The 26,179-nt window shown below is 69.1% G+C and carries 25 protein-coding genes; 17 read left to right on the top strand and 8 right to left on the bottom strand.

What is annotated here, in order from left to right:
* The first annotated feature begins 5 nt into the window (after positions 1-5).
* A complete protein-coding gene (locus ACGFH6_RS39240; protein WP_393395029.1) occupies positions 6-455 on the top strand; it encodes a hypothetical protein in 450 nt (149 codons plus the stop codon).
* Between the two features lie 127 nt (positions 456-582).
* Here the strand turns inward: ACGFH6_RS39240 and ACGFH6_RS39235 are convergent, their stop codons facing one another.
* Entirely contained in the window at positions 583-1,080 is a 498-nt protein-coding gene (locus tag ACGFH6_RS39235; protein WP_393395026.1) for a methylated-DNA--[protein]-cysteine S-methyltransferase, read from the bottom strand.
* 243 nt (positions 1,081-1,323) lie between these two features.
* Here ACGFH6_RS39235 and fgd point away from each other — a divergent pair, with 243 nt between their 5' ends.
* Genes fgd through ACGFH6_RS39220 form a run of 3 tightly spaced genes read left to right on the top strand, consistent with a single transcriptional unit; the run spans position 1,324 to position 3,429 of the window.
* The gene (fgd, locus tag ACGFH6_RS39230) at positions 1,324-2,328 is read left to right on the top strand and encodes a glucose-6-phosphate dehydrogenase (coenzyme-F420) (protein ID WP_393395023.1); all 1,005 of its coding nucleotides are present in this window, start codon (positions 1,324-1,326) and stop codon (positions 2,326-2,328) included.
* Positions 2,329-2,338: 10 nt separating this feature from the next.
* On the top strand, positions 2,339-2,914 hold the full coding sequence (locus ACGFH6_RS39225; RefSeq protein WP_393395020.1) for a hypothetical protein: 576 nt from the start codon (positions 2,339-2,341) through the stop codon (positions 2,912-2,914).
* Positions 2,915-2,958: 44 nt separating this feature from the next.
* Complete coding sequence (locus ACGFH6_RS39220) at positions 2,959-3,429, top strand: NUDIX hydrolase (protein WP_393395017.1); 471 nt, start codon at positions 2,959-2,961, stop codon at positions 3,427-3,429.
* Here ACGFH6_RS39220 and ACGFH6_RS39215 read toward each other — a convergent pair.
* The gene (locus ACGFH6_RS39215) at positions 3,426-4,190 is read right to left on the bottom strand and encodes an IclR family transcriptional regulator (protein WP_393395014.1); all 765 of its coding nucleotides are present in this window, start codon (positions 4,188-4,190) and stop codon (positions 3,426-3,428) included. The two genes, ACGFH6_RS39220 and ACGFH6_RS39215, sit on opposite strands and share 4 nt — an antisense overlap.
* Positions 4,191-4,317: 127 nt before the next feature.
* On the opposite strand from ACGFH6_RS39215, the gene ACGFH6_RS39210 reads away from it, so the two are divergent.
* From ACGFH6_RS39210 to ACGFH6_RS39180, 7 genes are all read left to right on the top strand, one after another.
* Entirely contained in the window at positions 4,318-5,589 is a 1,272-nt protein-coding gene (locus tag ACGFH6_RS39210) for a DUF6986 family protein (RefSeq protein WP_393395011.1), read from the top strand.
* Positions 5,590-5,621: 32 nt separating this feature from the next.
* Complete coding sequence (locus ACGFH6_RS39205; protein ID WP_393395008.1) at positions 5,622-5,861, top strand: thiamine-binding protein; 240 nt, start codon at positions 5,622-5,624, stop codon at positions 5,859-5,861.
* Positions 5,854-6,228: a helix-turn-helix domain-containing protein gene (locus tag ACGFH6_RS39200; protein WP_393395005.1), complete on the top strand. Its 375-nt coding sequence runs from the start codon at positions 5,854-5,856 to the stop codon at positions 6,226-6,228. The genes ACGFH6_RS39205 and ACGFH6_RS39200 overlap by 8 nt, the downstream gene beginning before the upstream one ends.
* A 110-nt stretch (positions 6,229-6,338) precedes the next feature.
* A complete protein-coding gene (uraD, locus tag ACGFH6_RS39195; RefSeq protein WP_393395002.1) occupies positions 6,339-6,839 on the top strand; it encodes a 2-oxo-4-hydroxy-4-carboxy-5-ureidoimidazoline decarboxylase in 501 nt (166 codons plus the stop codon).
* A complete protein-coding gene (gene uraH / locus ACGFH6_RS39190; protein WP_393394999.1) occupies positions 6,836-7,165 on the top strand; it encodes a hydroxyisourate hydrolase in 330 nt (109 codons plus the stop codon). Before uraD (ACGFH6_RS39195) ends, uraH begins: the two co-directional genes overlap by 4 nt.
* Before the next feature lie 5 nt (positions 7,166-7,170).
* Positions 7,171-8,076, top strand: a complete 906-nt coding sequence (pucL, locus tag ACGFH6_RS39185) for a factor-independent urate hydroxylase (RefSeq protein ID WP_360437048.1) — start codon at positions 7,171-7,173, stop codon at positions 8,074-8,076.
* Between the two features lie 131 nt (positions 8,077-8,207).
* Positions 8,208-9,569 (top strand): 8-oxoguanine deaminase, encoded by a 1,362-nt coding sequence (locus ACGFH6_RS39180; protein WP_393394995.1) that lies wholly within the window; start codon positions 8,208-8,210, stop codon positions 9,567-9,569.
* Positions 9,570-9,777: 208 nt separating this feature from the next.
* On the opposite strand, the gene guaD is transcribed toward ACGFH6_RS39180, so the two are convergent.
* The 6 genes from guaD to ACGFH6_RS39150 all read right to left on the bottom strand — a co-directional run bounded on the left by guaD (position 9,778) and on the right by ACGFH6_RS39150 (position 19,276).
* Complete coding sequence (guaD, locus tag ACGFH6_RS39175; RefSeq protein WP_393394992.1) at positions 9,778-11,061, bottom strand: guanine deaminase; 1,284 nt, start codon at positions 11,059-11,061, stop codon at positions 9,778-9,780.
* Positions 11,058-11,894 carry a xanthine dehydrogenase accessory protein XdhC gene (xdhC, locus tag ACGFH6_RS39170; RefSeq protein WP_393394989.1) on the bottom strand — a complete coding sequence of 279 codons (837 nt, stop codon included), beginning with the start codon at positions 11,892-11,894 and terminating at the stop codon, positions 11,058-11,060. Before xdhC ends, guaD begins: the two co-directional genes overlap by 4 nt.
* A 5-nt stretch (positions 11,895-11,899) precedes the next feature.
* Complete coding sequence (xdhB, locus tag ACGFH6_RS39165; protein WP_393394987.1) at positions 11,900-14,248, bottom strand: xanthine dehydrogenase molybdopterin binding subunit; 2,349 nt, start codon at positions 14,246-14,248, stop codon at positions 11,900-11,902.
* Complete coding sequence (locus ACGFH6_RS39160; RefSeq protein ID WP_393394984.1) at positions 14,245-15,693, bottom strand: xanthine dehydrogenase small subunit; 1,449 nt, start codon at positions 15,691-15,693, stop codon at positions 14,245-14,247. The genes xdhB and ACGFH6_RS39160 overlap by 4 nt, the downstream gene beginning before the upstream one ends.
* Entirely contained in the window at positions 15,690-17,603 is a 1,914-nt protein-coding gene (gene uraD / locus ACGFH6_RS39155) for a 2-oxo-4-hydroxy-4-carboxy-5-ureidoimidazoline decarboxylase (protein ID WP_393394981.1), read from the bottom strand. The genes ACGFH6_RS39160 and uraD (ACGFH6_RS39155) overlap by 4 nt, the downstream gene beginning before the upstream one ends.
* A gap of 140 nt (positions 17,604-17,743) precedes the next feature.
* On the bottom strand, positions 17,744-19,276 hold the full coding sequence (locus tag ACGFH6_RS39150) for a PucR family transcriptional regulator (protein ID WP_393394978.1): 1,533 nt from the start codon (positions 19,274-19,276) through the stop codon (positions 17,744-17,746).
* 157 nt (positions 19,277-19,433) lie between these two features.
* Between ACGFH6_RS39150 and ACGFH6_RS39145 the strand changes: the two genes are divergently transcribed.
* The 6 genes from ACGFH6_RS39145 to ACGFH6_RS39120 are packed head-to-tail and all read left to right on the top strand — an operon-like array spanning position 19,434 to position 26,166.
* Positions 19,434-20,258, top strand: coding sequence for a hydroxypyruvate isomerase family protein (locus ACGFH6_RS39145; protein ID WP_393394976.1), 825 nt, complete (start codon positions 19,434-19,436; stop codon positions 20,256-20,258).
* A gap of 12 nt (positions 20,259-20,270) precedes the next feature.
* Positions 20,271-21,155 (top strand): 2-hydroxy-3-oxopropionate reductase, encoded by an 885-nt coding sequence (locus tag ACGFH6_RS39140; RefSeq protein WP_393394974.1) that lies wholly within the window; start codon positions 20,271-20,273, stop codon positions 21,153-21,155.
* Complete coding sequence (gene gcl / locus ACGFH6_RS39135; RefSeq protein WP_393394971.1) at positions 21,155-22,930, top strand: glyoxylate carboligase; 1,776 nt, start codon at positions 21,155-21,157, stop codon at positions 22,928-22,930. The genes ACGFH6_RS39140 and gcl overlap by 1 nt, the downstream gene beginning before the upstream one ends.
* Positions 22,930-23,988, top strand: a complete 1,059-nt coding sequence (locus ACGFH6_RS39130; protein ID WP_393394968.1) for a glycerate kinase — start codon at positions 22,930-22,932, stop codon at positions 23,986-23,988. The genes gcl and ACGFH6_RS39130 overlap by 1 nt, the downstream gene beginning before the upstream one ends.
* Before the next feature lie 22 nt (positions 23,989-24,010).
* Positions 24,011-25,354 (top strand): allantoinase AllB, encoded by a 1,344-nt coding sequence (allB, locus tag ACGFH6_RS39125; RefSeq protein ID WP_393394965.1) that lies wholly within the window; start codon positions 24,011-24,013, stop codon positions 25,352-25,354.
* Positions 25,351-26,166, top strand: coding sequence for a bifunctional allantoicase/(S)-ureidoglycine aminohydrolase (locus ACGFH6_RS39120; RefSeq protein WP_393394962.1), 816 nt, complete (start codon positions 25,351-25,353; stop codon positions 26,164-26,166). Before allB ends, ACGFH6_RS39120 begins: the two co-directional genes overlap by 4 nt.
* Positions 26,167-26,179: the final 13 nt, after the last annotated feature.

The following is a 26,179-nucleotide window of genomic DNA, read 5'->3' as shown; positions in this document are numbered from 1 at the left end:
ATCGCATGACTGAGAACCCCGGAGTACTCGTGGAGCAGGCGGTCGAACGCTCGCTCCGATTGGTCCCCACCTGGCCGGCGTGGGACGGGCAGCCGCTCATCTCGGACGACGGCCGCACGTTCACGCCGCACAAGGCCGTCCGCCGGATCACCGATCACATGGTCGACCACCTGGCCGAGGTCGAGGCGCTCCTCGCCGGCGTACCGACCCAGCCGGACGAGTGGCACGCCAGCGCGCTCACCTCCGCGGCCGACCTGGCGCCGTTCACCGTCGAGGACGTGCAGGAGGCCGAGCAGCGTCTGCGCCGGCTCGGGCGGACGTTCACCCTGCGGTACGCCGCGGTCGACCCGGCCGAGTGGGACAAGGACCGCGGCGCCAACTGGACCCTCCGCCAGATCGCCGAGCACCTGGTCGAGCTCGACTGGTACGCCGACCAGGTCGGCGACCTGTCCTAGAGGCCCGTGCAGTTCGACAGGAGGTGTCCGCTCGATACGTCGACCGGGGTGGCCTGACGAGCGTGACGGATGCCAGCCGCCGGCGATACCTCCTGTCGAGTTGCACGCACCCAGCGCGGCCAGCGAGTCAGAAGAGCCGCACCCCGACCGGCTCCTCCAGGTCGAGGAGGAACTGCTTGCGCTTGAGACCGCCGGCGTACCCGGTGAGGGAGCCGTTCTTCCCGACCACCCGGTGGCACGGGACGACGATCGACAGTGGGTTCTGCCCGACCGCCTTCCCGACCTGCTGGGCCAGTGTGCGATCCCCGAGCCGTTCCGCGATCTCGCCGTACGACGAGGTCGCGCCGTACGGGATCTCCTCGAGGATCGACCAGACGCGGCGCTGGAACTCGTCGCCGCGCAGGACGGTCGGGATGTCGAAGCTGGTCCGCTCCCCGGTGAGGTACTCGTCGAGTTGGCGGGCCGCCTCCGACAGCAGCGCGTCGGTGGCTTCGACCTGCTCACCGAGGGTCTCCGGCGTCGGCTTCACCCAGTGGTGCGGGAAGTAGACGCCGGCCAGGGCGTTGTCCGAGGCGACCAGGGTGAGGTCCCCGATCCGGGTGCTGACGATCGCGTGCCTGTTCATGCTGATGGAACGCATCCCCACCCGGACGTGTGAGCCCTCAGGAGCCGAGCGGCCCGAGACAGGAAGTCGCTTTGGCTTCTCGCTGTGAGCGGGCTGGGGCCGGTCGGCGAAGGTGGGGCGCGGGCCGCGCCGGGACCACATCGTTCCTGACCGACTGCTGGTGGTCAAACACCACCGGCATAAAGTCGGACTCGCACGCGGTTGTCATCGGAGTACGACGTAGGCGACGTTTGGGAGCTAAGGGTGAGCATTCGAGTCGGGTACAAGGCGTCGGCGGAACAGTTCGGGCCGCGGGAGCTGGTGGAGTACTCGGTCCGGGCGGAGGAGCTCGGGCTCGACAGCGTGACGGTGTCGGACCACTTCCTGCCGTGGCGGCACGAGGGTGGTCACGCTCCCTTCGCGCTGGCGTGGCTGGCGGCGGTCGGCGAGCGGACGAACCGGGTGCTGCTCGGTACGTCGGTGCTGACGCCGACCTTCCGGTACAACCCGGCGGTGATCGCGCAGGCGTTCGCCACGCTGGGCGAGCTGTACCCGGGCCGCGTGATGCTCGGCGTCGGCACCGGCGAGGCGCTGAACGAGATCGCCGTGTCGGGCATGGAGTGGCCCGAGTTCAAGGAGCGGTTCGCCCGGCTGCGGGAGTCGGTGCAGCTGATCCGCGACCTGTGGACGAAGGACGGCGTCAGCTCCGAGGGCCCGTACTACAAGACCGTCGACGCGTTCATCTACGACCGGCCGGAGACGCCGCTCAAGGTGTACGTCGCCGCGGGTGGACCGCTGGTCGCCAGGTACGCCGGTCGCGCGGGCGACGGGTTCATCGCGACCTCCGGCAAGGGCATGGACCTCTACACCGAGAAGCTGATCCCGGCGGTGAAGGAAGGCGCGGAGAAGGCCGGCAAGACGTTCGAGGACATCGACCGGATGCTCGAGGTCAAGGTGTCCTACGACCGCGACCCGGCGCAGGCGCTGGAGAACACGCGGTTCTGGGCGCCACTGTCGCTGACGCCGGAGCAGAAGCACAGCGTCACGAGCGCGACCGAGATGGAGCGGCTGGCCGACGAGTTGCCGATCGAGCAGGTCGCGCAGCGCTGGATCGTCGCGTCCGACCCCGACGAGGTCGTGAAGCAGTTCCAGCCGTACCTCGACGCCGGCTTCAACCACTTCGTCGTGCACGGTCCGGGGCAGGATCAGGAGCGATTCCTCACCCAGTTCACCACCGACGTCCTTCCGTTGCTGCGCAAGCTGGGCTGACAATCGCAGAATGGGCGAACACGAGATTGTGCAGGAGGGTGACCCGCGGTGTGCCGAGCTGGAGGCAGCCGGATACCGCGTGGTCGCCGAGTCCTGGGCAGTCCGCCTGTACGACCCGGACCGTGAGCTGCTCGAATCAGCAGTACGTCGAGCCACCGCCGGCGGCCTGAGCATCCGGGAGCTGGGTCCGGAGTCGGCGGCGTTGCTGCACGGCTTGGAGAAGACCAACGAGTCCGACTACCCGTACACGCCGGCGACGCATCGCGTGGTCGGAGACCTGGCCTCGGTCCGCGCGCTGTGGCCGGAGTACCGGGTGTTCGGGGCCTTCGACGGCTCGCGGTTGGTCGGTGCGACGGCCATGCGCTCACACGAGGGCTTCGGCGACACCCGGTTCACCTCGGTGCTGGCGACGCACCGCCGTCGCGGTGTCGCCCAGGCGGTGAAGGCTGCCTCGATCCTCGCCTTCCTCGACATCGGCATCACGCGATTCAGCACCGGCGGCGCTGCTGCGAACGTCGGCAGCCTGCGCGCGAACGAGTCCCTCGGGTACACGCTGACGGAACGCTGGCGCACGTACCAGCTCTGATAACTCGGATGCGGGTGACCGGCGCCTCGGCTTAGGGTGCGGCGGTGACTTTTCGGCTGGCGGCGTACGCCGTGTGCATCGAGGACGGGCGCGTGCTGGTCTCGCGGTTCGTGTCGCCGCTGACCGGCGCGAGCAACTGGACATTTCCCGGCGGTCGGGTCGAGCAGTCGGAGGATCCGTTCGATGCGGTGATCCGGGAGGTCGCCGAGGAGACCGGCTGCGATGCCGTGGTGGAGCGCCTCCTGGGTGTGGACTCCCGGGTGATCCCCGTCAGCGAGGCCAACGCGGGCGTCGAGCACCAGAACGTCGGCATCTTCTACCAGGTCCGGATCACCGGCGGCGAGTTGCGACCGGAGCCGGACGGCGACATCGCGGAGTCGGTGTGGACGCCGATCCCGGACGTGGCCGGCCTGCAGCGGTCATCCTTGGTCGATGTCGGCCTGGCCCTCGCCCAGAACCGGCCGCCCACCGGGCACGTTCCGCCCGTCCCGACCGGCGGCCTCATCCAGCACTAGCGCAGGTCGTCGGAGAGAGACTTGGCGGCTTGGGTGAGGAGGGGCACTGCCCGGTCGACCAGTGCTTCGGTCATGCGGCCGGCGGGGCCTGAGATCGACATGGCGAGGCGGGACGGGGCGTCGGGGACGGCGACCGCGACGCAGCGAACACCGAGTTCCTGCTCGCCCTCGTCGGTGGCGTACCCGTGCTCCTCGGCGTTGCGCAGTTGGGCTGTGAACGAGTCCGGATCAGTGATGGTGTTGTCGGTGTGCCTGGGCATGCCGGTGCGGTGCAGCAGTTCGCGGACCTCGGCCTCGGGGAGCTGGGCGAGGATCGCCTTGCCGACCGCGGTGCAGTGCGGCAGGACGCGGCGACCGACCTCGGTGAACATCCGCATCGAGTGCCGGGACGGGACTTGCGCGAGGTACACGATCTGGTCGCCGTCGAGCATCGCCATGTTCGCCGACTCGCCGAGGTCGTCGACCAACCGGGCCAGATGCGGCCTGGCCCAGACACTCAGCATGTGGGACGAACCGTCGCCGAGCCGGATCAGCTTCGGGCCGAGCACGTACTGCCGGGACGGCTCCTGGCGCAGGTAGCCGAGGTCGACGAGAGTACGAACCAGCCGGTGAATCGTCGGCAGCGGCAGACCGGAGGCGTTGGCCAGTTGGGACAGACCCATCATCCCGCCCGCGTCGGCCATGGTTTCGAGCAGGCCGAAGGCACGCTCGATCGACTGCACACTGCCGGTGCGCGCCTTGCCGCCGTTCGCTTCGGCCACGGGACTCCGCCTCTCTTTCCGGATCACGGAAGTTTAGCCCCAGATCTCGGAAGGTCGGTGGCGTTGCTTCTTCCGCACAGTAGATATTAGTCTCCGCAATACGGAAAAGACAGTCCTGGAGGCGGATATGGGCCTGGATGACCTGGTCGGCGAGCTGGATCGGCGCCTGGCGGAGGCCGACGCGGCGCTCGCCGCGGAGTACCCGGGCGACCGCGGTGTCCGCCAGCCCGTGCACACCGTCTATGTCCCAGCCGATCGGTACGACGCCCGCACGGTGGCCGGCTGGGGAGCCGAAGCACGCGCCGCGCTCGGCGAGTACGGCGCGTCCGCCGCGCAACTGGCCGAGGCGCTCGGCCTGTTGCCGGTCCCGACGGGCGACCCTGGGCCGGTGCTCACGGAGGAGCTGTACGAACTGGTTCGGGCCAAGCTCGAGCGGGAGCCGATCGAGGATCTCCGGATCGACTTCGAGGACGGCTACGGGACCAGGCCGGACGATCAGGAGGACGCGGCCGCCGTGGCCGCGGCCCGATCCCTCGCGGAGACCGTGACCGCCGGCGTCGCCCCGCCGTACCACGGGCTGCGGATCAAATCGCTGGAGGCGCCGAGCCGGCGACGTGGTGTACGGACGCTGGACCTGTTCGTCGGTGAACTCGGCGGCGCGCTGACCGAGGGCTTCGTGATCACGCTGCCGAAGGTGACCTCGGTCGAGCAGGTCGAGGCGATGATGCTCGTGCTCGACGCGGTCGAAGCCGAGCACGGAGTACCGGCCGGATCACTGAAGTTCGAGATCCAGGTCGAGACGCCGCAGTCGATCCTCGGTTCCGACGGCACTGCGCTGGTGGCTCGGATGATCAAAGCGGGTGCGGGCCGCGTGACCGGTCTGCACTACGGCACGTACGACTACTCGGCCTCGTTGGGTGTTGCCGCGGCGTACCAGAGCATGGAGCATCCGGTCGCCGACCACGCCAAGGACGTCATGCAGCTGGCCGCGGCCGGGACTGGCGTGTTCGTGTCCGACGGTTCGACGAATGTGCTCCCGGTCGGATCGGCTGACGCGGTCCACGCGGCCTGGCGACTCCACCTGCGGTTGGTACGGCGTTCGCTCGGTCGCGGGATCTACCAGGGCTGGGACATGCATCCCGCCCAGCTGCCGACACGGTTCGTCGCGAACTATCTCTTCTACCGCGAGGGTCTGGAGACCGCGGCGGCTCGCCTGCGCGCGTACCTCGGTCAAGGCGACTCGGGCTACCTGGACGAGCCGGCGACGGCCGCGGCTCTCGCGGGCTTCGTCCTGCGCGGGATGGAGTGTGGTGCTGTCGACCAGGCGGAAGTCGACAAGCTGATCGGTGTGGACACCGCCGGCCTGGCCAAGTTGGCGCGTCGCCCGCTGCGGTCGTGACCCACCGGCCCGCTGGTCGCTAGCCTCGCGGCATGCGACTGGTTGCGGAGTTCACCACGGAACCCTTCGATGTCGAAGGGCAGCCGCCCGCGCACGCCACCGAGGCGCTGCGCGTCGCGGAGGAGGCCGGCCTGGAGTACGACTTCGGGCCGTTGGGCACGCTCGTGCGCGGCGAACAGGAACTCCTGCTGCCCACGCTGACCGGCGTACTGGAGGCTGCCTTCGCCAGTGGCGCCAGCCAGGTGACGCTCCAGGTACGGCGCGATGGCTGACAAGGAAGCGCATCCGCTCGTCGTCGCGATCACGCCGTTGGTCGAGCGACTGAACGCCGAACTGGTGTCGCCGGGAGAGGCTCAGCCGGACGACGTGCCGTTGCTGTGGGACGGCGAGCCGGTGGTCGCCGTCCGTCTGTCTCGTAAACCCGAGGGGGGCGTGAACACGCTGCTCGCGGAGGTGGCCGAGGAGTTCGGCCGGCCCTTGCACCAGTTGTCGCGAACCGACAAGCAGCAGGCGGTCCTGCGGCTGGAGGAGCGGGGCGCGTTCGAGTTCCGGAAGTCGGCCGAGATCGTCGCAGAGGCGCTCGGCGTCACCCGGTTCACCGTCTACAACTACCTGAACCGGGCCCGCGATCAGGCCTGACCTCTTGCCCGCCCCGCCAAACTTCAACAAACTGTTGACGTCAGGCGAGGTGCATGCCAGGCTTTCGTCATACGGAAAGTAAGTTTCGGGATTCGAGAAGGTGTTGATCCGTGGACCTGCAGGAGTTCAACTCCGCGCCCGCCGGCCGGCTACGCCCCCAGTTGTCGGCCTGCTGCGACGTACCGCGCTGGGTCGACGGCATCATCGCCAAACGCCCGTACGGCGAGGTCGCGGCGCTGACCGCGGTCGCGGACCAGTTGCTCCGGGACCTCGACGACGCTGAGGTCGACCGGGCGCTGGCCGCTCACCCGCGGATCGGCGACCGGCCGTCCGGCGCCGGCACGGAGGCGGCGTGGTCGCGCAAGGAGCAGTCCGGGGTCGGGGACGATCCTGATCTGCGCGCGGTGCTCGCCGACGGGAATCGCGAGTACGAGCAGCGGTTCGGCCGGGTCTTCCTGATCTGCGCGACCGGTTTGTCGGCCGAGCAGATGCTCGCCGCACTGCGCCGGCGGCTCGACCACGACGACGTCACCGAAGCCGCCGTCGTACGGGACGAACTGCGCAAGATCGCTCTGCTCCGGCTGAGCAAGGTGCTGGAGGTCCAGGCATGAGCAGCGTCAGCACGCACGTCCTCGACACCGGGCTCGGGGTTCCCGCGCGCGGGGTGCCGGTCCGGCTGTCCCGGGTCAAGGCCGACGAGACCACCGTTCTCGAGTCGGCCACGACCGACGACGACGGGCGCGTCGCCCGACTGGGGACGGGACTCGAGCCCGGGACGTACCGGCTCTGGTTCGATGTGGCCGCGTATGCGGACGCGTCCGGCCAGGACATCTTCTTTCCCGAGGTCACCGTGACGTTCACGATCACCGACGAGCGGCACCACCACGTTCCGCTGCTGCTCAGTCCGTTCGCCTTTTCCACCTACCGAGGGAGTTGATCCCGATGGCCATCCACCTGGGTGCGAACCAGTACGGCAAGGCCGAGAGCCGCGTGGTCCGGATCTACCGCGACACGCCCCGCCACCAGATCCGCGACCTGAACGTGTCCTCCGCGCTGCGCGGCCGGTTCGAGGACGCGCACACCAGCGGCGACCAGCGTGACGTGCTGCCGACCGACACGCAGAAGAACACCGCGTTCGCGTTCGCCAAGGAGAAGGGCATCGGCGCGATCGAGGACTTCGCCCTCACGCTCGGTGCGCACTTCCTCGAGGCCGCCCCGGCCGCCGACGGCGCCCGGATCGCGATCGAGGAGTACCCGTGGGAGCGGATCAGCGTCGACGGCGAGCCCCACGACCACTCCTTCGTCCGCGCCGGCAGCGGCGTACGGACGACGATCGTGAACGTCGAGGGCCGCGGTGACGAGCGGAAGACGTACGTCGTCTCCGGCGTGCAGGACCTGACCTTGCTGAAGTCCACCGGCTCGGAGTTCCACGGCTTCCTCAAGGACAAGTACACGACGCTGCCCGAGACCGACGACCGGATCCTCGCCACGTCGCTGGTGGCGCGCTGGCGGTACGACCACACGGATGTCGACTGGGACAAGTCGTACGACCAGATCAAGGCGCTGCTGCTGGAGCAGTTCGCGCGGATCCACAGTCTCGCGCTGCAGCAGACGCTGTACGGGATGGGTGAAGCGGTTCTGCAGCAGCACCCGGAGGTCGCCGAGATCAAGTTCTCGGCGCCCAACAAGCATCACTTCCTGGTGGATCTCAGCCCGTTCGGGGTGGAGAACCCCAACGAGGTGTTCATCGCCGCCGACCGGCCGTACGGGCTGATCGAGGCGACCGTGGTCCGCGACGATGCGTCCGAGGCCGGCTCCGCCTGGCACGCCGTACCCGGCTTCTGCTGACGACTGCCCCTGCAGGTTGGAGAAAGCTCCAAGCTGCAGGGGTTTCGCCTGCCCTGGTTCGTGCTCGCTGTGGGTTACCCGTGTCCGGGTGGCGGGGTTGACTGAGGTCAATCTTGGTGAGGAGCGGGTTGATGAGCACAGCGACGATCGTGGTGGACGGGGCCGCCGTGGTGACGGTGGATCGGGAGCGGCGGGAGTTCGGCACCGGACATGTTGTTGTCCAGGGCAACAGCATTGTGGCGGTCGGGGCGGGACCGGCGCCGGCGTACGACGGGGCGCGGGTGATCGACGGCCGGGGATGTCTCGTCACGCCGGGGTTCGTGAACACGCACCAGCACTTGTATCAGTGGGTCACTCGCGGGTTGGCGGCGGATGCGACGTTGTTCGGCTGGCTGACGACGCTGTACCCGGTGTGGGCGGGGATCGACGAGGACGCCGTACACGTGGGTGCTCAGGCCGCGTTGGCGCGGCTGGCGCGGACGGGGTGCACGACGGCGGCGGATCACCACTACGTGTTCCCGCGGGAGGGTGGCGATCTGCTCGGGGCGGAAATCCTTGCTGCGCAGGAGATCGGGCTGCGGTTCCATCCCTCGCGGGGGTCGATGGACCTTGGTCAGAAGGACGGTGGGTTGCCGCCGGACTCGGTGGTCGAGGATCGGGAGGAGATCCTGATCGCCACCGAGGTCGCGATCGATCGGTGGCATGATCCGGTGCCGGATTCGATGCTGCGGATGGTGGTTGCGCCGTGTTCGCCGTTCAGCGTGACCGGCGAGCTCATGCGCGAGGCGGCTGAGTTGGCGCGGCGAAGGGGTGTCCGGCTGCACACGCATCTGGCCGAGACTCTCGACGAGGGTGAGTGGTGTCAGCAGAAGTTCGGATGTACGCCGCTGGAGTACGCCGCCGACCTCGGGTGGACCGGCTCGGATGTGTGGTTCGCGCACGGGATTCACTTCGACGACGCGGAGATCAAGCAGCTGGGCGAGACGGCGACGGGTGTCGCGCACTGTCCGAGTTCCAATGCGCGGTTGGGGGCCGGGATCGCGCGGGTCGCCGATCTGCGGGCCGCTGGTGTGCCGGTCGGCCTTGGGGTGGATGGTGCCGCGAGTAACGAAGCCGGCAGCCTGGCGGAGGAGCTGCGGCGCGCCTTGCTCTTCGCGCGTGCGCGCGGTGGTCCGCAGGCGCTCGACGTACGGGCCGCGCTGGAGTTGGCGACGGTCGGCGGAGCCCGCGTGCTGGGGCGTGAGAACGAGATCGGCTCGCTGGAGACCGGCAAGCTAGCCGACTTGGCCGTGTGGCGCCTCGACACGCTCGCCCACGCCGGCATCGCCGACCCCGTGGCCGCGCTGGTCCTAGGAACCCCACCCCCGCTGGAACTCCTGCTGGTCAACGGCACCCCCGTCGTAGAACACGACACCGTGGTCACCGTGGACGAAGAGCACCTCGCAACCCGGGTCACAGCAGTCCAACGAGCCCTCGTCGCCAAAGCCGGCTGACCCTCGCATCAGAGGGACCGTGCAGATGGACAGGAGGTATGGGGCCGACGGGTAGTGCAGCTGAGCGCACGTGCGTTCTGTGTAGGGCGTCTCCCAGGTGCACTACCTGTCGTGCTGTACACCACGGGGTCGATGTCGGCAGCGCTCCGGGGTGCGATCCGGCCCAACCACCTGGTGAGTGGTTGGGCCGGAGGTGTGTTCGGATGGGTCAGGTGTGGAGGAGGTCGCCGTTGATCCAGACGGCTCGGACGTCGGCGGGGGTGCCGAGGGTGAAGGTCCGGGCCAAGGCTTCTTCGGGGTCGTCGGCGTGGGCGATGCTGACGGCCAACGGTGAGCCTTCGGCAGGCCGTAGCAGCTGCGCGTCGAAGCGTTTGCCGACGGACAGATCGCCGACCTCGGAGCTGAGCCCGAGAGCATCCGCGCCAGCCGTCGTGACCAGGTGCAGAAGATGCGCCGCGGACAGCGGGTGACCGTCCTCGGCCTGGAGCTGCTGAGCGAAGTACGCCTGCAACCCCTCCTTCAGCAGCGAGAAGCCAGTACCAGCGCCGACATCCGACCCCAGCGCAACGCGGACCCCGTGCTGGAGATGCCGAGTCAGCGGGAACAATCCACTCCCCAGCGCAGCATTGCTGGTCGGGCAATGCGCCACCGAAGCGCCGGCGTTGGCGAGTGCCTTGAGCTCCACGTCCGTCGGATGCACGTTGTGAGCAAGCACGCTGCGCCGATCGACCAACCCATGCCGGTCGTACGTCGTCACGTAGTCGCACCCACCGAACAACTCGGACACTGCCGCGATCTCCGCCTCGTTCTCGTTCAGATGCGACGTGAACAGCGCGCCAGGCACCTCTTCGAGTACGTCGTGACACACCGCAAGCAGCTCGTCCGTGCACGACAACGAGAACCGCGGCGTCACGGCGTACCGGTTCCGCCCGACTCCATGCCACCGCTCGGCCAGAGCCAGCGACTCGCGGTACGCCCGGTCAGGTGTCGTGTGCAGCTCCGGACGCAGCAGCCGATCGCTCACCACCAGCCCGCTCGTCACCCGCAACCCCACCTCGGAGGCCGCACTGAACAACGCGTCGACGGCGTCGGCGTAATGCGCCCCGAACACCAGCGCACTCGTCGTTCCCGCCGCAGCCAGACCGCGGACGAACTCGGACGCAACCCCAGCCGCGTACGACGCGTCAGCCATCCGTGCCTCTTCCGGCAACGCGTACTTGTCCAGCCATTCGAGCAACGGCAACCCCAGCCCGCCGACCGCACGAATCTGCGGGAAGTGCACATGCGTGTCCACGAACCCCGGCAGCACCAGGCCGCCGGTCAGGTCGACGACCGGCTCGGCCGGGTGTGCCCGGCGTACGTCCGCGAAGGTGCCGCGGGCAACGATCGTTCCGTCCGTGACCAGGACGCCGGCGTCGGTGTCGACCCGGAGGCCGCCACCGGTGAACGGGTTGTCCGGGGTGTCGAGGAACGTGCCTCGGAAGATGGTCATGCCTTCGCCTCACGGTGAACCGGCGCCGGGTTGCGCTCGGCAACGAACAGTTGGAGCAGCCACGCCGCCACGCTGACCGCGATGGTGGCCGGTTCCTTGCCGGGGAGGTCCGGCAGACCGATCGGGGTGACGATCCGGTCGATCGCTTCGGCCGGGTTGCCGTCCTCGGCGAGCTTGCGGCGGAAGCGAGCCCATTTCGCCGTCGATCCGATCAGCCCGATCGTCGCAAGCTGCTCGTTCCGCAGCGCGGCGTCGCACAACGCTGCGTCCTCCGCGTGGTCGTGCGTCATCACCAGCGCATGTGTCCCCGGCGGCAGCTCAGCCACCACGAGCTCCGGCAGCACCGGCACGTGATGCACGTGGACGTTGGCTACCGCATCGTCGAGCACCTGCAGCCGTTCGGCCTCGAGCTGATCCGGCCTCGAGTCGATCAGATGCAGTTCGATGTCATGCCGGGCCAGGATCCGCGCGAGTTCGAGGCCCACGTGCCCCACTCCGAAGATCGCCATGGACGGAACCACCGGCAACGGTTCGAGCAACAACGTCACCTCACCCCCACAACACTGCACCCCATGCTGGTACGGCGCCTTGTCCGACAAGGCCACGTCGAGCACCTGCGGCGCGGTCGTGCCTTCCGAGAGCAAGGCCCGCGACCGCTCGATCGCGACCGCCTCCAGGTTGCCGCCGCCGACCGTCGCCCAGACGTTGTCCGAGGCAACCACCATCTTGGCGCCGGCCTCTCGCGGCGCATGCCCGCGCACCGACATCACCGTCACCAGGACGCCCGCACGACGCTGCGAGCGCAGGTACTGAACCGCCTTCATCCACTCCATCTCGCTCACACCTCACTCGCCGTGAGCACGGTCGACCGAGCCCGATCGAGCGCCCAGTACACCGCCTCTGGCGTCGCCGGCGACGCCAGATCCACGCTTGTCCCGGCCGGGCCGAACGCCGCCGCGGCCTGCCGCAGCGCCTCACGGACCGAGAAGGCGAGCATCAGCGGCGGCTCACCGACCGCCTTCGAGCCGTACACCGCGCCGTCCTCATGCGCCTTCTCGAGCAGCCGGACGTTGAACACCTCAGGCATCTCCGAGAAGCTCGGCAGCTTGTACGTGCTGGCCGCCTGCGTGGCGAGCCGGCCGCGGTTCGGGCCGTCGCTCTCGTCCCAGCGCAGATCCTCGAGCGTCAGCCAGCCGGCGCCCTGCACGAACCCGCCCTCGATCTGACCCAGGTCGATCAGTGGGCTGAGGCTGTCACCGACGTCGTGCACGATGTCGACCTGGCGGAGCGTGTACGCGCCGCTGAACCCGTCCACCTCGACCTCCGCGGCGGCGACGCCGTACGCGAAGTACTTGAACGGCTCGCCGCGCATCGCGTTGGGGTCCCAGTGCAGGCCCTCGGTCCGGTAGAAGCCGGCCGCCCACAACTGGACCCGTTGGTGGTACGCCGCATTGACGACGTCCTCCCAGCGCAGATCGTCGCCCTCGGACAGCCCGCGGACGACGCCGTCGCTGATCCGCACGTCGTGCGGGCTGATGCCGAGCCGGCCGCCCGCGACCTGCTCGAGGCGCTCGCGGATCTGCTCGCACGCGTTCTTGATCGCGGCGCCGTTCAGGTCGGCGCCCGAGCTGGCCGCGGTGGCCGAGGTGTTGGGTACCTTGTCCGTGCGGGTCGGCGCCAGCCGGACGCGCGCGAGCGGTACGCCGAGCGTCGTCGCGGCGACCTGCAGCATCTTGGTGTGCAGGCCCTGGCCCATCTCGGTGCCGCCGTGGTTGATCAGCACCGAGCCGTCCTTGTAGACGTGCACCAACGCGCCGGCCTGGTTGAACGCGGTGAGGTTGAACGAGATCCCGAACTTCACCGGAGTCATCGCCAGCGCCCGCTTCCGGTGCGGATGCGTCGCGTTGAACTGCTCGATCTCCGCCTTCCGGCCGGCCACGTCACCACCCGCGGACACCTGACTCCAGCAGGCCTCCAGACGATCCGCGTGCCGGACCGGCTGACCGTACGGCGTACTGTCGCCCAGCTTGTAGAGATTCCGGTGCCGCAACTCCATCGCGTCGTACCCGAGGAGGGGGGCGCACCGGCCGATGATGTCCTCGACGACAAGCATTCCCTGCGGTCCGCCGAAGCCCCGGAACGCCGTCTGCGATGTCTTGTTCGTCTTGGCGATCCGACCGTCGACGCGCACGTTGGGGATCCAGTAGGCGTTGTCGACGTGGCACATCGCCCGGGCGAGCACCGGCTCGGAGAGATCGAGGCTCCAGCCACCGTCAGCGGTGAGAGTCGCGTCCAGCGCGACCAGGTGCCCGTCGTCGTCGAAGCCGGCCTTCCAGCGGCTGTGGAAGCCGTGGCGTTTGCCGGACATCGTCACGTCCTGCGTCCGGTTGAGCCGCAGCCGCACCGGCCGCCCGGTCAGCGTCGAGCCGAGTGCCGCGATCGCGGCGAACCCGTGCGGCTGCATCTCCTTGCCGCCGAAGCCCCCGCCCATCCGCAGGCACTGCACAGTCACCGCGTGACTGGCCAGGCCGAGTACGTGGGCCACGATCTCCTGGGTCTCCGACGGGTGCTGCGTACTGCTCTGGACGAAGATCTGCCCGCCCTCGTCGACGTGGGCCAGCGCCGCGTGGGTCTCCAGGTAGAAGTGCTCCTGCCCGGCGAACTCGAACTCACCCTCGAACACCTGCGCCGCGCCGGCCAGTGCACCCTCGGCGTCACCACGCTCCAGATGACGCCCGGTGCCCTGGAAGCTCCCGGCCGCGATCGCCTCTCGAACCGTCACCAGCGATTCGAGTGGCTCGTACTCGACCTCCACAGCGGCAGCCCCCAGCCGGGCCGCCTCCAGCGTCTCCGCGAGCACCCAGCAGATCGCGTGCCCGTGGAACATCACCTCGGAAGGGAACAACGGCTCGTCATGCTTCACGCCGGCGTCGTTCACCCCCGGTACGTCCTCCGCGGTCAGCACCCGCACCACGCCAGGTACGTCGTACGCCGGCTTCACGCGGAGCGCCGTGACGCGAGCGTGGGTGTGCGGCGACTGCACCGGATACGCATGCAGTACGTCGCGCGTCCGTTGGACCAGGTCGTCGGTGTAGAGGGCGTGACCGGTGACGTGCAACGCGGCACTCTCGTGCGGCATCGGTACGCCGACGACTGCCACCGGCGGCCGCTCGGACAGCGAACTCATGCGGGCACCTCCTCGGCATGGAAGCGAAGCAACGACTGGCCGAGCATCGCCGAGCGGTACGACGCACTCGCGCGGTGATCGTCCATCGGAGTGCCTTCGGCGGCCATGACCGCGGCGGCCTCGCGCACTGTGTGCTCGGTCCACGGCTGGCCGATCAGCGCTTCTTCGGTCGCCCGGGCACGCAGCGGCGTGGCGGCGACCCCGCCGAGCCCGATCCGGGCCTCGCGGACGACACCGTCCACCACGTCGACGGCGTACCCGATGGCAACGCTCGAGATGTCGTCGAAGCGGCGCTTGGCGATCTTGTGGAAGGCGGTCAGCGGCGCGAGCGGCAGCGGAAGGACCACAGTCCTGATCAGTTCGTCCGGCGCCTTCAGCGTCTGCCGGTAGCCGGTGAAGTAGTCCGCCAGCGGTACGACGCGCTCTCCGCGGTGAGACGCCAGCACGAGCGACGCGTCGAGCGCGAGCAAGGCCGGTGGGGTGTCACCGATCGGTGATCCGGTCCCCAGGTTGCCGCCGATCGTTGCGCCATTCCGGATCAGCCGCGACGCGAACTGCGGGAACATCTGGCCCAGCAGGGGAACGCGTCCAGCCAGCATCCGCTCGATCTCGCTCAGCGTCAGCGCCGCCCCGATCCGGACCTCGTCGCCGCGGAACTCGAACTCCCGCAATTCCGCCAGCCGGTCGATCGCGACGACGAGCGGAGGACGCAGTCCTCGCAGGTTCACCTCGACGCCGAGATCGGTCGACCCGGCAACGATCCGCGCATCGGGCCGATCGGCCAGCAGCCGGAGTACGTCGTCCAGCCCGGCCGGCCGGACGAACTCCGCATCGCCCTGTTCCATCCGGGTCGTCGCCGGCGCGGGCGGTGGGGCGTACCGCCGGGTCGCGAGCGCGTCGTCCGCCGACGGATCACCCAGCGCGTACGCCGCATCCCGGATCGGGCGGTAGCCGGTGCACCGGCACAGGTTCCCGCTCAGCGAGTGCAGATCGAACCCGTTCGGGCCGTGCTCGTGATCGCACTGCCCGTTGGACGTCGTACGAGTGGAGCGGTAGAACTCGGCAGCCATGCTGCAGACGAAGCCCGGCGTGCAGTAGCCACACTGTGACCCACCGCGTACGGCGAGTTCGCGCTGCACCGGGTGCAGGGTCTCTGGTGATCCCAGACCCTCGGAGGTGATGACCTCCTGGCCGTCCAGGGACGCGATCGGCAGCAGGCACGCGTTCACGGCGGTCCAGTCGGTCGGTGCGTCCGTCCCAGGCCGGGCGACGAGCACGGAGCACGCCCCGCACTCGCCTTCCGCACAGCCTTCCTTGGCGCCGGTGAGGCCACGGTCGCGCAGCCAGTCCAGCGCAGTGGTGTGGACCGGGACGTCGCCGATCGCGGTGTCCGCCCCGTTGACCTTGATCGAAGGCGCGCGCAGCGCCTGCGTTGTCGTCGTCATCTGTTGCTGCTCCAGCGTGTCCTTGCACTATGGATCGGATTGGCGTCGGAGAGGAAGTCGTCGAACCGGTACCCGGCGATCTTCGCGATCTCGAGCAGCGCGGCGGCGTGCTCCTGGTTCTCGCAGTTGTCCAGCCGCTCCCGGCCCTGCTCGATGATCCGGTGGAAGGAGTCCGCGTCCCGGACCGAGATGACCAGCGGGAAACCGAACCGCTCGCGGTACGCCTCGGTGATCGTGGCCAGCTCGTCACGCTCCGGATCGGCCAGGAAGGTCAGGCCCTTGTCCGACTGGTCCCGCAGCGACGCCTCGCCGCTGAGGCCGTCCGCGACGAACTGCGAGCCGAGCTGCGGGTAGGCCTCGATCAGTTGCCGCTGCTCCTCGTGCGATCCGGAGAACAGGGCCTCCTGGAAGGAACGGCGCAGCGCGTGGGTGTCGGCGAACGGCCGCATGTCCCAGGCCCGCTCGACCGCCCAGCGCGGGCCCTGGAACAGGCCGGCGAACGTCTCGACGAACTCCTCGCGGCTCATCTTGTTGACCTGGTCCAGCCGGACCGTGTCGCCCGGCTGCCCGGCGACGGCGGGACCGTAGTCCTTGCCGACGTGGTGGAAGAGGATGTTCAGGCCGATCGCGGTCAGGCTGCCGAGGGTGATGCCGCTGCCGAAGATGATCTCGGCCCAGCCCGGCACCGCCTGGGCGACCTGAGGCTGCGCGGTCACGTACATGGCCAGGCCGACGCTGGTCGCCACGATGACCACGTTGCGGTGGTCGTGGAAGTCGACCTTGGCCAGGGTCTGGAAGCCGACCACGGCCACGGTGGCGAACATCGCCAGCGCCGCGCCACCCAGCACGGGATGCGGGATGCCGGCCACGATCGCACCGGCCTTCGGCAGCAGCCCGAGCAGGATCATGATCCCGCCGGCCGCCGCGACCACCCAGCGGCTGCGGATCCGGGTCAGCCGGACCAGGCCGACGTTCTCGGCGAAGCAGGTGTAGGGGAAGGAGTTGAAGACGCCGCCGATCGTGGTGGCCAGGCCGTCGGCCCGCAGCGCGCGGGCGATGTCGTCCTTGCCGATCCGCTTCTCGACGATCTCACCGGTCGCGAAGACATCACCGGTCGTCTCCACCGCGGTGATCAGCATGACCACGACCATCGAGATGATCGCCGCGATCGAGAACTTCGGCCAGCCGAAGTAGAACGGCTGGGTGACCCCGACCCAGGCCGCGTCGCTGACCGCGCTGAAGTGCGCGTCGCCGAAGGCCCACGCGACCAGAGTCCCGACCACGAGGCCGGCCAGGACGGCGACCGTGGCCATGAACCCCTTGAAGACCCGCTGGATCAGCACGATCAGTCCGAGGGTCCCGAGTGCGTAGGCCAGGTTCTTGCCGCTGGTCGGATCGGCCGTCGGCCCCGCACCGCCGACCGCGTCCCCGGCCGCCACCGGCAGCAGGGCCAGGCCGATGATCGTGATCACCGAACCCGTCACGACCGGTGGGAAGAACCGGATCAGCCGGCTGAAGAAGGGCGCGATGAAGAAGGTGGCGAGACCGGCGACGAGCACCGCGCCGTAGATGACCAGCAGGCCGTCGGTCCCGCCGCCGGCGGCCAGGCCGATCGCGATCATCGGCGACACCGCCGTGAACGTCACGCCCTGCAGCAGCGGCAGCCGGACTCCGACCTTCCAGAATCCGACGGACTGGATGATCGAGGCGATGCCGCAGGTGAACAGGTCGGCGTTGATCAGGTGGATCAGTTGCTGGGTGCTGAGGCCGATCGAGTTGGCCAGGAGGATCGGTACGATCACCGCGCCGGCGTAGAAGGCGAGCACGTGCTGAGCGCCGTACACGGCGAGCTTGCCGGCAGGCAGAACCTCGTCAACGGGGTGGCGGCTCGCTCGCGGGACTGTCTTCATCGGGACACACTCCTCGGCTACGGCGGTTCTGGCCTGCTCGAAAGCTTGAGCGCATGCCGCGTCCGATTGCACCCGGTGAACCTCCGAAGATGCGGGGGTTCAGACCACGTGAATCTGTGTGATCACCCAAACCGCCGCGTTCACAGCGATTTCAGTGCGAGGAACACGTCGACACGGTCCTCCAACTGGGACAGATCGCGTCCGGTCAGTTGCTCTACGCGTTCGATCCGGTAGCGAACCGTGTTGACGTGCAGGTGCATCGACTCCGCCGTACGCGCCCAGGAACACGAACAGGCGAGGAACTCCCGCAGCGTGGCAAGCAGTTCGGCGTTCGTACGACGGTCGTGCTCGAGCACCGGCCCGAGAACCCGATGGGTGTAAGTACGGCGTACGTCGTCGGGCAATGTTGCGAGCAGCAACACATGCGACGCCACCTCGTCCGAGGTCACCACCGACACCGGCGTTCGGCCCGCCTGCGCGGCTCGTTGGGCGAATCGCGCTTCCTCCAGCGCACCGGCCAAGGCGTCGACGCCTGTCTCACCGCTGACTCCGACCGACAGTCTCCCGCGCCCGAGCCCAGGTGAAAGCCGGGCGAAGGATCGGCGCAGCTGCTCGGGCAGGCCCGGCGACGACGGCAGGAAGCCGACCAGCAGATCGTCCCGGCCGGCCGCGACCACGGCCGGACCGACGGTCAACGCCACGTCTTCGAAAACGCTGAACGCGATGTCGTTGCGCGGTTCGTCGCGGAGTTCGGCGACCGCGACCACCATCGGCCGATCCGACTGCGCACCGGCCTGCCGCAAGCGAATCGCGACCTCGGCGAGCGGACCGCCGGACTCGACCAGCGCCAACGCGTCCGACACCAGCGGCCGGAGGGCGAGTCGGCCTTCGTCCCGCCGGGCGCGATCCAGCGCGGCGACAGCACACAACTCCTGCACGGCTTCGACGTGATCGCGCGGCCACTCCCGATGGTCGCCTTCGATCAGCAGCACCCAGGCCGTCAGCCGGTTGTCGAGCCCCGACCCGATCGGGAACAGGCTGTACGACGCGTCGCCCACGGCCGCGACCGCCGGCATCCGATCCGCGATCAGAAACTGCCGGGTGACGGCGTCCAGCGTCGCGTCGTCCAGTTCACCCGGACCAGGTACGACGTGCCGCCCGGTCGGCGTGATGACTCTGCAGGCATGCCCGATCTCCGCGGAGATACGGGCAGCCAGTTCGTCGAGACTGCGGCCGGCGGCGATCGAGGACAGCAACTGCCGCTGCCGGACCAGGCTGGCGGACAGCCGCGCTCCGGTCTCGGCTGCACCCGCGGCCGCGACGTACTCCGTCACGTCCGCGAACGCGACCTCGACCGGCACCTCGACCAGCGCAATCTGATGCCGACGGCAAGCATCGAGCAGGTCGTCGGGAACGCGGTCGAGGAGCGCGCGGCCGGCCAGGATCGTGGCCGCGCCACGTCCGGCCGCCGACGCCACGAAGGTCTCGCTGTCGGCCTCGGTACGGCGCCAGACCAGGCCGGTCAGCACCAGTTCGCCGCCGTTCAGGTACCGGCCCGGCTCCAGCAGGTCGGTCGTGACGAGCCGCCCGATCGGGCGATCGAGCGTGCCGTCGGGCGCGTGCAGCAGGCGCAGGCCCAGCTCGGGCGCGTCGAGCAGTTCGGACACCAGCACGGCGCACCTCCTCTGGCCCGATCGCCCGGTCCTGACAGGAACGTACAACGGCGGACCGGCCACTCAAACCTTGACGCGTCCTTTCCAGGCATCCTATGGTCATTTCGCAGAACAGAAACAAACTTCCACAATACGGAAGTCAAGAGGAAGGGGCGCCATGAGTCACGCACTGCGCTACGCGGTGAACTGCTCGATCCTGTTCACCGAACTGCCGTTGCTGGAGCGACCGGCGGCCGCCCGGCGGGCGGGCTTCGGCGCGGTCGAGTTCTGGTGGCCGTTCGCCGAGGCGGTGCCGTCGGACACCGACGCGGACGCCTTCGTCGCCGCGATCGAGGCCGCCGGCGTCCAGCTGGTCGGCCTCAACTTCTTCGCCGGCGACATGCCCGGGGGCGATCGCGGGCTGGTCTCCTGGCCGAAGCGGTCGGGCGAGTTCCGCGACAACATCGACGCCACCATCGGCATCGGTGAGCGGCTCGGCTGCCCGGCCTTCAACGCCCTGTACGGCAACCGGGTCGACGACCAGACGGCGGCCGAGCAGGACGAGCTCGCCGTCGAGAACCTCGGTCTGGCCGCCCGCGCGGCCGCCCGGATCGGTGGCACCGTGCTGATCGAGCCGGTCAGTGGCGCCGAGCGGTACCCGCTGCGCACCGCGGCCGACGCGTTGGCCGTGATCGATCGCGTGCAGACGGCGTACGACGTACCGAACGTCGGACTGCTCGCGGATCTCTACCACCTCGCGGTCAACGGCGACGACGTCGATCGCGTGATCGCCGGCCACGCGGACCGGATCGCGCACGTCCAGATCGCCGACGCGCCCGGCCGCAACGAACCCGGCACCGGATCGCTGCCGCTCGACCGGCAGCTCGCCGACCTCGAGAACCAGGGGTACGCCGGGTGGGTCGGCCTCGAGTACAAGCCGTCCACCACCACCGACGAGAGCTTCGGCTGGCTGCCGCGCGAGCGCCGGCCGGCCACTGCATAGGAGAAGACAGACATGACGAACATCGCCTTCATCGGCCTAGGCATCATGGGCAACCCGATGGCCGTGCACCTGGCCAACGCCGGCCACACGGTCGCCGGTTTCGACCGCAGCCCGGAGCGCGCCGACGAACTCGTCGCGGCCGGTGGTCGTGCTGCGACCTCGCTGGCCGACGCGGTCAAGGACGCTGACGTGGTCGCCGTGATGGTCCCGGACTCACCCGACGTGCAGCAGGTGCTCGAGGGGGAGGACGGCGTCTTCCAGCTGGCCGAGACCGGCACGCTGATCATCGACTTCTCCAGCATCCGGCCGGACGTCACGCAGCAGCTCGCCGAGCAGGCGCGGGCGCTGGGCTTCCGGATGCTCGACGCCCCGGTCTCCGGTGGCGAGGCCGGCGCGAAGAACGCCGCGCTGTCGATCATGGTCGGCGGCGAGGCCGACGACTTCGCGGTCGCCAAGCCGCTGTTCGACGTCGTCGGCAAGACCGTCGTCCACGTCGGACCGAGCGGCTCGGGCCAGACGGTCAAGGCCGCGAACCAGCTGATCGTCGCCGCCAACATCCAGGCGGTGTCCGAGGCCGTGATCTTCCTGGAGGCGTACGGCGTCGACACCAAGGCAGCCCTCGAGGTCCTCGGCGGCGGCCTGGCCGGATCCGCGGTACTGAACCAGAAGAAGGAGAACATGTTGTCCCGCTCCTTCCAGCCCGGCTTCCGGATTGACCTGCACCACAAGGACATGGGCATCGTCACCGCCGCCGCTCGCGAGGCGGGAGTCGTCGTACCGCTGGGTGCGCTCGTCGCCCAGCTCGTCGCGTCCGCCAAGGCGAACGGCGACGGCGGCCTCGACCACTCCGCTCTGCTCCGTGGAGTCGAGCGTCTGTCCGGGAAGGCGACGGACTGATGGCCCGCATGCGCGCGGTCGACGCCGCGGTCCTGATCCTGGAGAAGGAGGGCTCGACGCAAGCATTCGGTCTGCCCGGGGCCGCGATCAACCCCTTCTACAGCGCGATGAAGAAGCACGGCGGCATCAAGCACGTGCTGGCCCGCCATGTCGAGGCTGCCTCGCACATGGCCGAGGGCTACACCCGGGCGCGCGCAGGCAACATCGGAGTCTGCATCGGTACGTCGGGTCCCGCCGGCACCGACATGATCACCGGCCTGTACTCCGCCTCGGCCGACTCGATCCCGATCCTGTGCATCACCGGACAGGCGCCGGTGGCGAAGCTGCACAAGGAGGACTTCCAGGCGGTCGACATCGCCTCGATCGCCAAGCCGGTCGCGAAATGGGCCGTCACGGTGATGGAGGCCGCGCAGGTGCCGGGGACGTTCCAGAAGGCGTTCCAGCTGATGCGCGAGGGTCGTCCCGGACCGGTGCTGATCGATCTGCCGGTCGACGTCCAGCAGGCCCAGATCGAGTTCGACATCGACACCTACGAACCGCTGCCGGTGCCGCGCCCGGCCGCGACCCGGGCGCAGGCGGAGAAGGTGCTGGAGATGCTGGCCACCTCTGAGCACCCGCTGATCGTCGCCGGTGGCGGGATCATCAACGCGGGCGGGGAGGACCTGCTGGTCGAGTTCGCCGAGCTGACCGGGATCCCCGTCGTACCCACGCTGATGGGTTGGGGTGCGCTGCCCGACGACCACCCGCTGATGGCGGGGATGGTGGGGCTGCAGACGTCGCATCGGTACGGCAACGCGACCTTCCTGACCTCGGACCTGGTGCTCGGCATCGGCAACCGGTGGGCGAACCGTCACACCGGCGGCCTCGATGTGTACAAGGGCCAGCGGAAGTTCATTCATGTCGACATCGAGCCGACGCAGATCGGACGGGTGTTCGCGCCGGACTACGGCGTCGTGTCCGACGCCCGCGCCGCGCTCGAGGTGTTCGTCGAGGTGGCGCGCGAGTGGGCTGCCGAGGGGAAGCTGGCGGACCGGTCCGTGTGGGCCGAGGAGTGCCGGAAGCGTCGTACGGCGTTGCAGCGCAAGACGCACTTCGACAACGTGCCGGTCAAGCCGCAGCGCGTCTACGAGGAGATGAACCGGGCCTTCGGTCCCGACACCCGGTATGTGTCGACCATCGGACTGTCGCAGATCCAGGCTGCTCAGATGCTGCACGTGTATCGGCCGCGGCACTGGATCAACGCCGGTCAGGCCGGCCCGCTCGGATGGACTGTGCCGGCGACACTGGGGGTTGCGGTCGCGGATCCGGACAGCACGGTCGTGGCACTGTCGGGTGACTACGACTTCCAGTTCCTGATCGAGGAGCTGGCGGTCGGGGCACAGTTCAACATCCCCTACATCCACGTGGTCGTGAACAACTCGTACCTGGGGCTGATCCGGCAGGCACAGCGTGGGTTCGACATGGACTTCTGCGTGCAACTGTCGTTCGAGAACATCAACAGCCCCGAGCTCAACGGGTACGGCGTCGACCACGTGAAGGTCGCCGAAGGACTCGGCTGCAAGGCGCTGCGGGTGTTCGAGCCGGACGGGATCCTGCCGGCGCTGGAGCAGGCCAAGAAACTGATGGTCGAGCACCAGGTCCCGATCGTGGTCGAGGTCATCCTCGAGCGCGTGACGAACGTGTCCATGGGTCTGGAGATCGACAACATCGTCGAGTTCGAGGACCTGGCCGAGAGCCCGGACGACGCCCCGACCGCCCTCGCCCTGCTCGACTGATGCCTCAGGCAATAGTTGCTTCGGACAAATTCAAAGGAAGTCTCACCAGTGCGGAGGTCGCCGCCGCGGTCGGCGCCGGCCTCCGCCGGGTTCTCCCGGACCTGACTGTGGTCTCCGTTCCGGTGGCCGACGGCGGCGACGGCACCTTGGCCGCCGCCGTCGCGGCCGGCTTCCACCTGGTGCCGGTGACCGCATCCGGCCCCACCGGCGAACCAGTCAAGACCGGCTTCGCCCGCCGCGACGACGTTGCGGTCGTTGAGCTGGCCGACGTCTCGGGCCTGGTCCGGTTGCCGGGTGGCGTGCCAGCCCCGATGACCGCAACCTCACGCGGAACCGGCGAGCTGATAGCCGCCGCCATCGACGACGGCTGCACCCGCGTGATCCTGGGCATCGGCGGTAGCGCGTCAACCGATGGTGGAGTCGGGATCGTCACTGCACTGGGTGGCACAGACGCGCTCGACCTGCGTGCCCTTCGGGAACGTATGGACGGCGTCGAGGTGGTGGTGGCGTGCGACGTGGACAACCCGTTGACCGGGGCAACTGGTGCTGCCGCCGTCTACGGCCCGCAGAAGGGCGCCGATCCCGGTCAGGTGAAGGAGCTCGACGCAGCCCTGGCGCGCTGGGCCGATCTGGTGGCTCGGGAGACCGGGCAGGACCTCCGTGATGCCCCGGGAGCCGGCGCCGCCGGGGGAGTGGGTTTCGCAGCCTTGGCCCTCCTCGGGGCGGAGTTGCGACCAGGGATCGAGCTGGTACTCGAGCTCGTCGGCTTCCACGAGCAGCTCCAGGGGGCCGACCTCGTGATCACCGGAGAAGGTGCGCTCGACGAGCAGACCTTGCACGGCAAGGCAGTCGCCGGAGTCGCGGCGGCCGCAGCGGGCATCCCGGTGGTGGCGGTCTGTGGCAGCAACAAGCTGGACCCTGAGCGACTGCGATCAGCCGGCGTAGCCGCGGCGTACGCCCTGACAGACCTGGAGCCCGACGTACGGCGGTGTATCGCGGAACCGGTGCCGTTGCTGCAGCGACTCGGGGAGCGGATCGCGGCGGACCACCTACGATGACAGCAAGTGAGAGGGGCGACGCATGACAGCGCTGGACCTCGTGATCCGGGCTCGCCGGGCGGTGAGCTCCGCGGGCGAGCGGGCGTGTGCCGTTGGCGTCCGGGACGGGCGGATCACCGCTGTCGCGCCGTACGACGCCGACCTCGCGGCCACCGAGCAGGTACACCTGGCCGACGACGAGGTGCTGCTGCCGGGAGTGGTCGACTCTCACGTCCACGTCAACGATCCGGGTCGCACCGACTGGGAGGGCTTCACCTCCGCGACCCGGGCCGCCGCGGCCGGCGGGGTCACCACGATCATCGACATGCCGCTGAACAGCATCCCGCCGACGTGCGACGTACCGGCGCTCGAGGTGAAGCGGAAGACCGCTCAGACTCAGGCGTACGTCGACGTCGGCTTCTGGGGCGGCGCGATCCCGGGCAACGTCCCCGACCTGCGTCCGCTGCACGAAGCTGGAGTCTTCGGGTTCAAGTGCTTCCTGCTGCACTCGGGCGTCGACGAGTTCCCGCCGCTCGATCAGGCGCAGCTCCAGGCGGCGATGCGAGAGATCAGCGCCTTCGACGGCCTGCTGATCGTCCACGCCGAGGACGCCCACCGGATCGACGATGCCCCACCGCCGAACGGCGCGACCTACCTCGACTTCCTGCACTCACGCCCCCGTGCGGCGGAAACCGAAGCCGTCGCCCACGTCATCGAACTCGCCCGCGCGACAGGTTGCCGGGTGCACATCCTGCACGTTTCCTCCTCCGACGTCCTCCCGCTACTCGCCGCGGCCCGCGGTGACGGCGTACGGATCACGGCCGAGACCTGTCCGCACTATCTGACCTTCATCGCCGAGGACATCCCCGACGGCGCCACGCAGTTCAAATGCTGCCCGCCGATCCGCGAGGCCGGGAACCGTGAACGCCTCTGGGACGGCCTGCGCGACGGCGTCATCGACCTGGTCGTCTCCGACCACTCGCCGTCGACGATCGACCTCAAGCACCTCGACACCGGCGACTTCGGCACCGCCTGGGGTGGCATCGCGTCGCTCCAGCTCGGACTGCCGGCGGTGTGGACCGAGGCGCGCAAGCGCGGCTTCACCCTGGCCGATGTCACGCGCTGGATGAGCCAGGCGCCGGCCGCGCAGGCCGGACTGAGGACCAAGGGCCGGATCGAGGTCGGGTACGACGCCGACCTCTGCGTGCTCGCGCCCGACGAGACCTTCGTCGTCGACCCGACCGCCCTGCAGCACAAGAACGCCATCACGCCGTACGCCGATCGCCCGCTCGACGGCGTGGTTCGCCGTACCTGGCTCCGCGGCGTTCCCGTCGACATCGAAGCCGGCCCCCGCGGACGGCTGCTGAACCGAGGAGACCGAGGATGAGCTACTACTCCCCGACGGGCGGTCTGCCTGCCCAGAGCGACCTCACCACCGACCGCGCCGTCTTCACCGAGGCCTACGCCGTACTGCCGCGCGGCACGATGCGGGACATCGTCACCAGTCGGCTGCCGTTCTGGGAGGACACCCGGTTGTGGGTGCTCGCGCGGCCGTTGTCCGGGTTCGCGGAGACGTTCTCGCAGTACATCGTCGAGGTCGCTCCCGGTGGCGGGAGCGACAGACCGGAGACGGATCCGGCCGCCGAGGCGGTGCTGTTCGTGGTCGAGGGCAGCGTGACGGTGACCCTGGACGGCGAGAAGCACGAGCTCGGGCCGGGTGGGTACGCGTTCGTGCCGCCGGGTGTCGACTGGACCGTGCGGAACGTGAGCGATCGGGTCACGCGGTTCCACCTGGTGCGGAAGGCGTACGAGCGGATCGAGGGGATCGACGTACCGCCGGCGTTCGTGACGAACGAGGTGGACGTCGAGGGTGTGGCGATGCCGGACACCGATGGGCGGTGGAAGACGCAGCGGTTCGTGGATCCGGACGATGTGCGGCACGACATGCACGTCAACATCGTCAGCTTCGAGCCTGGTGGGGTCATCCCGTTCCCGGAGACCCACGTCATGGAGCACGGCCTCTACGTGCTGGAAGGCAAGGCCGTCTACCTGCTCAACAAGGACTGGGTCGAGGTGCAGGAGGGCGACTTCATGTGGCTCCGAGCCTTCTGCCCGCAGGCCTGCTACGCCGGTGGCCCTGGCCGCTTCCGCTACCTCCTCTACAAAGACGTCAACCGCCACCCCAAGCTCACGCTCTGATCAGTAGGGTCGC

Source organism: Kribbella sp. NPDC049227 (genome assembly GCF_043197265.1).
GTDB lineage: Bacteria > Actinomycetota > Actinomycetes > Propionibacteriales > Kribbellaceae > Kribbella.
This window is presented reverse-complemented; position numbering and strand designations above follow the sequence as displayed.

Excerpts from the sequence above, each read along its gene's own strand:
- ACGFH6_RS39225 (WP_393395020.1), top strand. The coding sequence starts at position 2,339 with ATGGGCGAACACGAGATTGTGCAGGAGGGTGACCCGCGGTGTGCCGAG.
- guaD (WP_393394992.1), bottom strand. The coding sequence starts at position 11,061 with ATGACCATCTTCCGAGGCACGTTCCTCGACACCCCGGACAACCCGTTC.
- xdhB (WP_393394987.1), bottom strand. The coding sequence starts at position 14,248 with ATGAGTTCGCTGTCCGAGCGGCCGCCGGTGGCAGTCGTCGGCGTACCG.
- ACGFH6_RS39160 (WP_393394984.1), bottom strand. The coding sequence starts at position 15,693 with ATGACGACGACAACGCAGGCGCTGCGCGCGCCTTCGATCAAGGTCAAC.
- ACGFH6_RS39140 (WP_393394974.1), top strand. The coding sequence starts at position 20,271 with ATGACGAACATCGCCTTCATCGGCCTAGGCATCATGGGCAACCCGATG.
- ACGFH6_RS39205 (WP_393395008.1), top strand. The coding sequence starts at position 5,622 with ATGCGACTGGTTGCGGAGTTCACCACGGAACCCTTCGATGTCGAAGGG.
- ACGFH6_RS39180 (WP_393394995.1), top strand. The coding sequence starts at position 8,208 with ATGAGCACAGCGACGATCGTGGTGGACGGGGCCGCCGTGGTGACGGTG.
- ACGFH6_RS39210 (WP_393395011.1), top strand. The coding sequence starts at position 4,318 with ATGGGCCTGGATGACCTGGTCGGCGAGCTGGATCGGCGCCTGGCGGAG.
- gcl (WP_393394971.1), top strand. The coding sequence starts at position 21,155 with ATGGCCCGCATGCGCGCGGTCGACGCCGCGGTCCTGATCCTGGAGAAG.
- allB (WP_393394965.1), top strand. The coding sequence starts at position 24,011 with ATGACAGCGCTGGACCTCGTGATCCGGGCTCGCCGGGCGGTGAGCTCC.
- ACGFH6_RS39235 (WP_393395026.1), bottom strand. The coding sequence starts at position 1,080 with ATGAACAGGCACGCGATCGTCAGCACCCGGATCGGGGACCTCACCCTG.
- ACGFH6_RS39120 (WP_393394962.1), top strand. The coding sequence starts at position 25,351 with ATGAGCTACTACTCCCCGACGGGCGGTCTGCCTGCCCAGAGCGACCTC.
- uraH (WP_393394999.1), top strand. The coding sequence starts at position 6,836 with ATGAGCAGCGTCAGCACGCACGTCCTCGACACCGGGCTCGGGGTTCCC.
- ACGFH6_RS39130 (WP_393394968.1), top strand. The coding sequence starts at position 22,930 with ATGCCTCAGGCAATAGTTGCTTCGGACAAATTCAAAGGAAGTCTCACC.
- pucL (WP_360437048.1), top strand. The coding sequence starts at position 7,171 with ATGGCCATCCACCTGGGTGCGAACCAGTACGGCAAGGCCGAGAGCCGC.
- ACGFH6_RS39145 (WP_393394976.1), top strand. The coding sequence starts at position 19,434 with ATGAGTCACGCACTGCGCTACGCGGTGAACTGCTCGATCCTGTTCACC.
- uraD (WP_393394981.1), bottom strand. The coding sequence starts at position 17,603 with ATGAAGACAGTCCCGCGAGCGAGCCGCCACCCCGTTGACGAGGTTCTG.
- ACGFH6_RS39200 (WP_393395005.1), top strand. The coding sequence starts at position 5,854 with ATGGCTGACAAGGAAGCGCATCCGCTCGTCGTCGCGATCACGCCGTTG.
- xdhC (WP_393394989.1), bottom strand. The coding sequence starts at position 11,894 with ATGGAGTGGATGAAGGCGGTTCAGTACCTGCGCTCGCAGCGTCGTGCG.
- ACGFH6_RS39240 (WP_393395029.1), top strand. The coding sequence starts at position 6 with ATGACTGAGAACCCCGGAGTACTCGTGGAGCAGGCGGTCGAACGCTCG.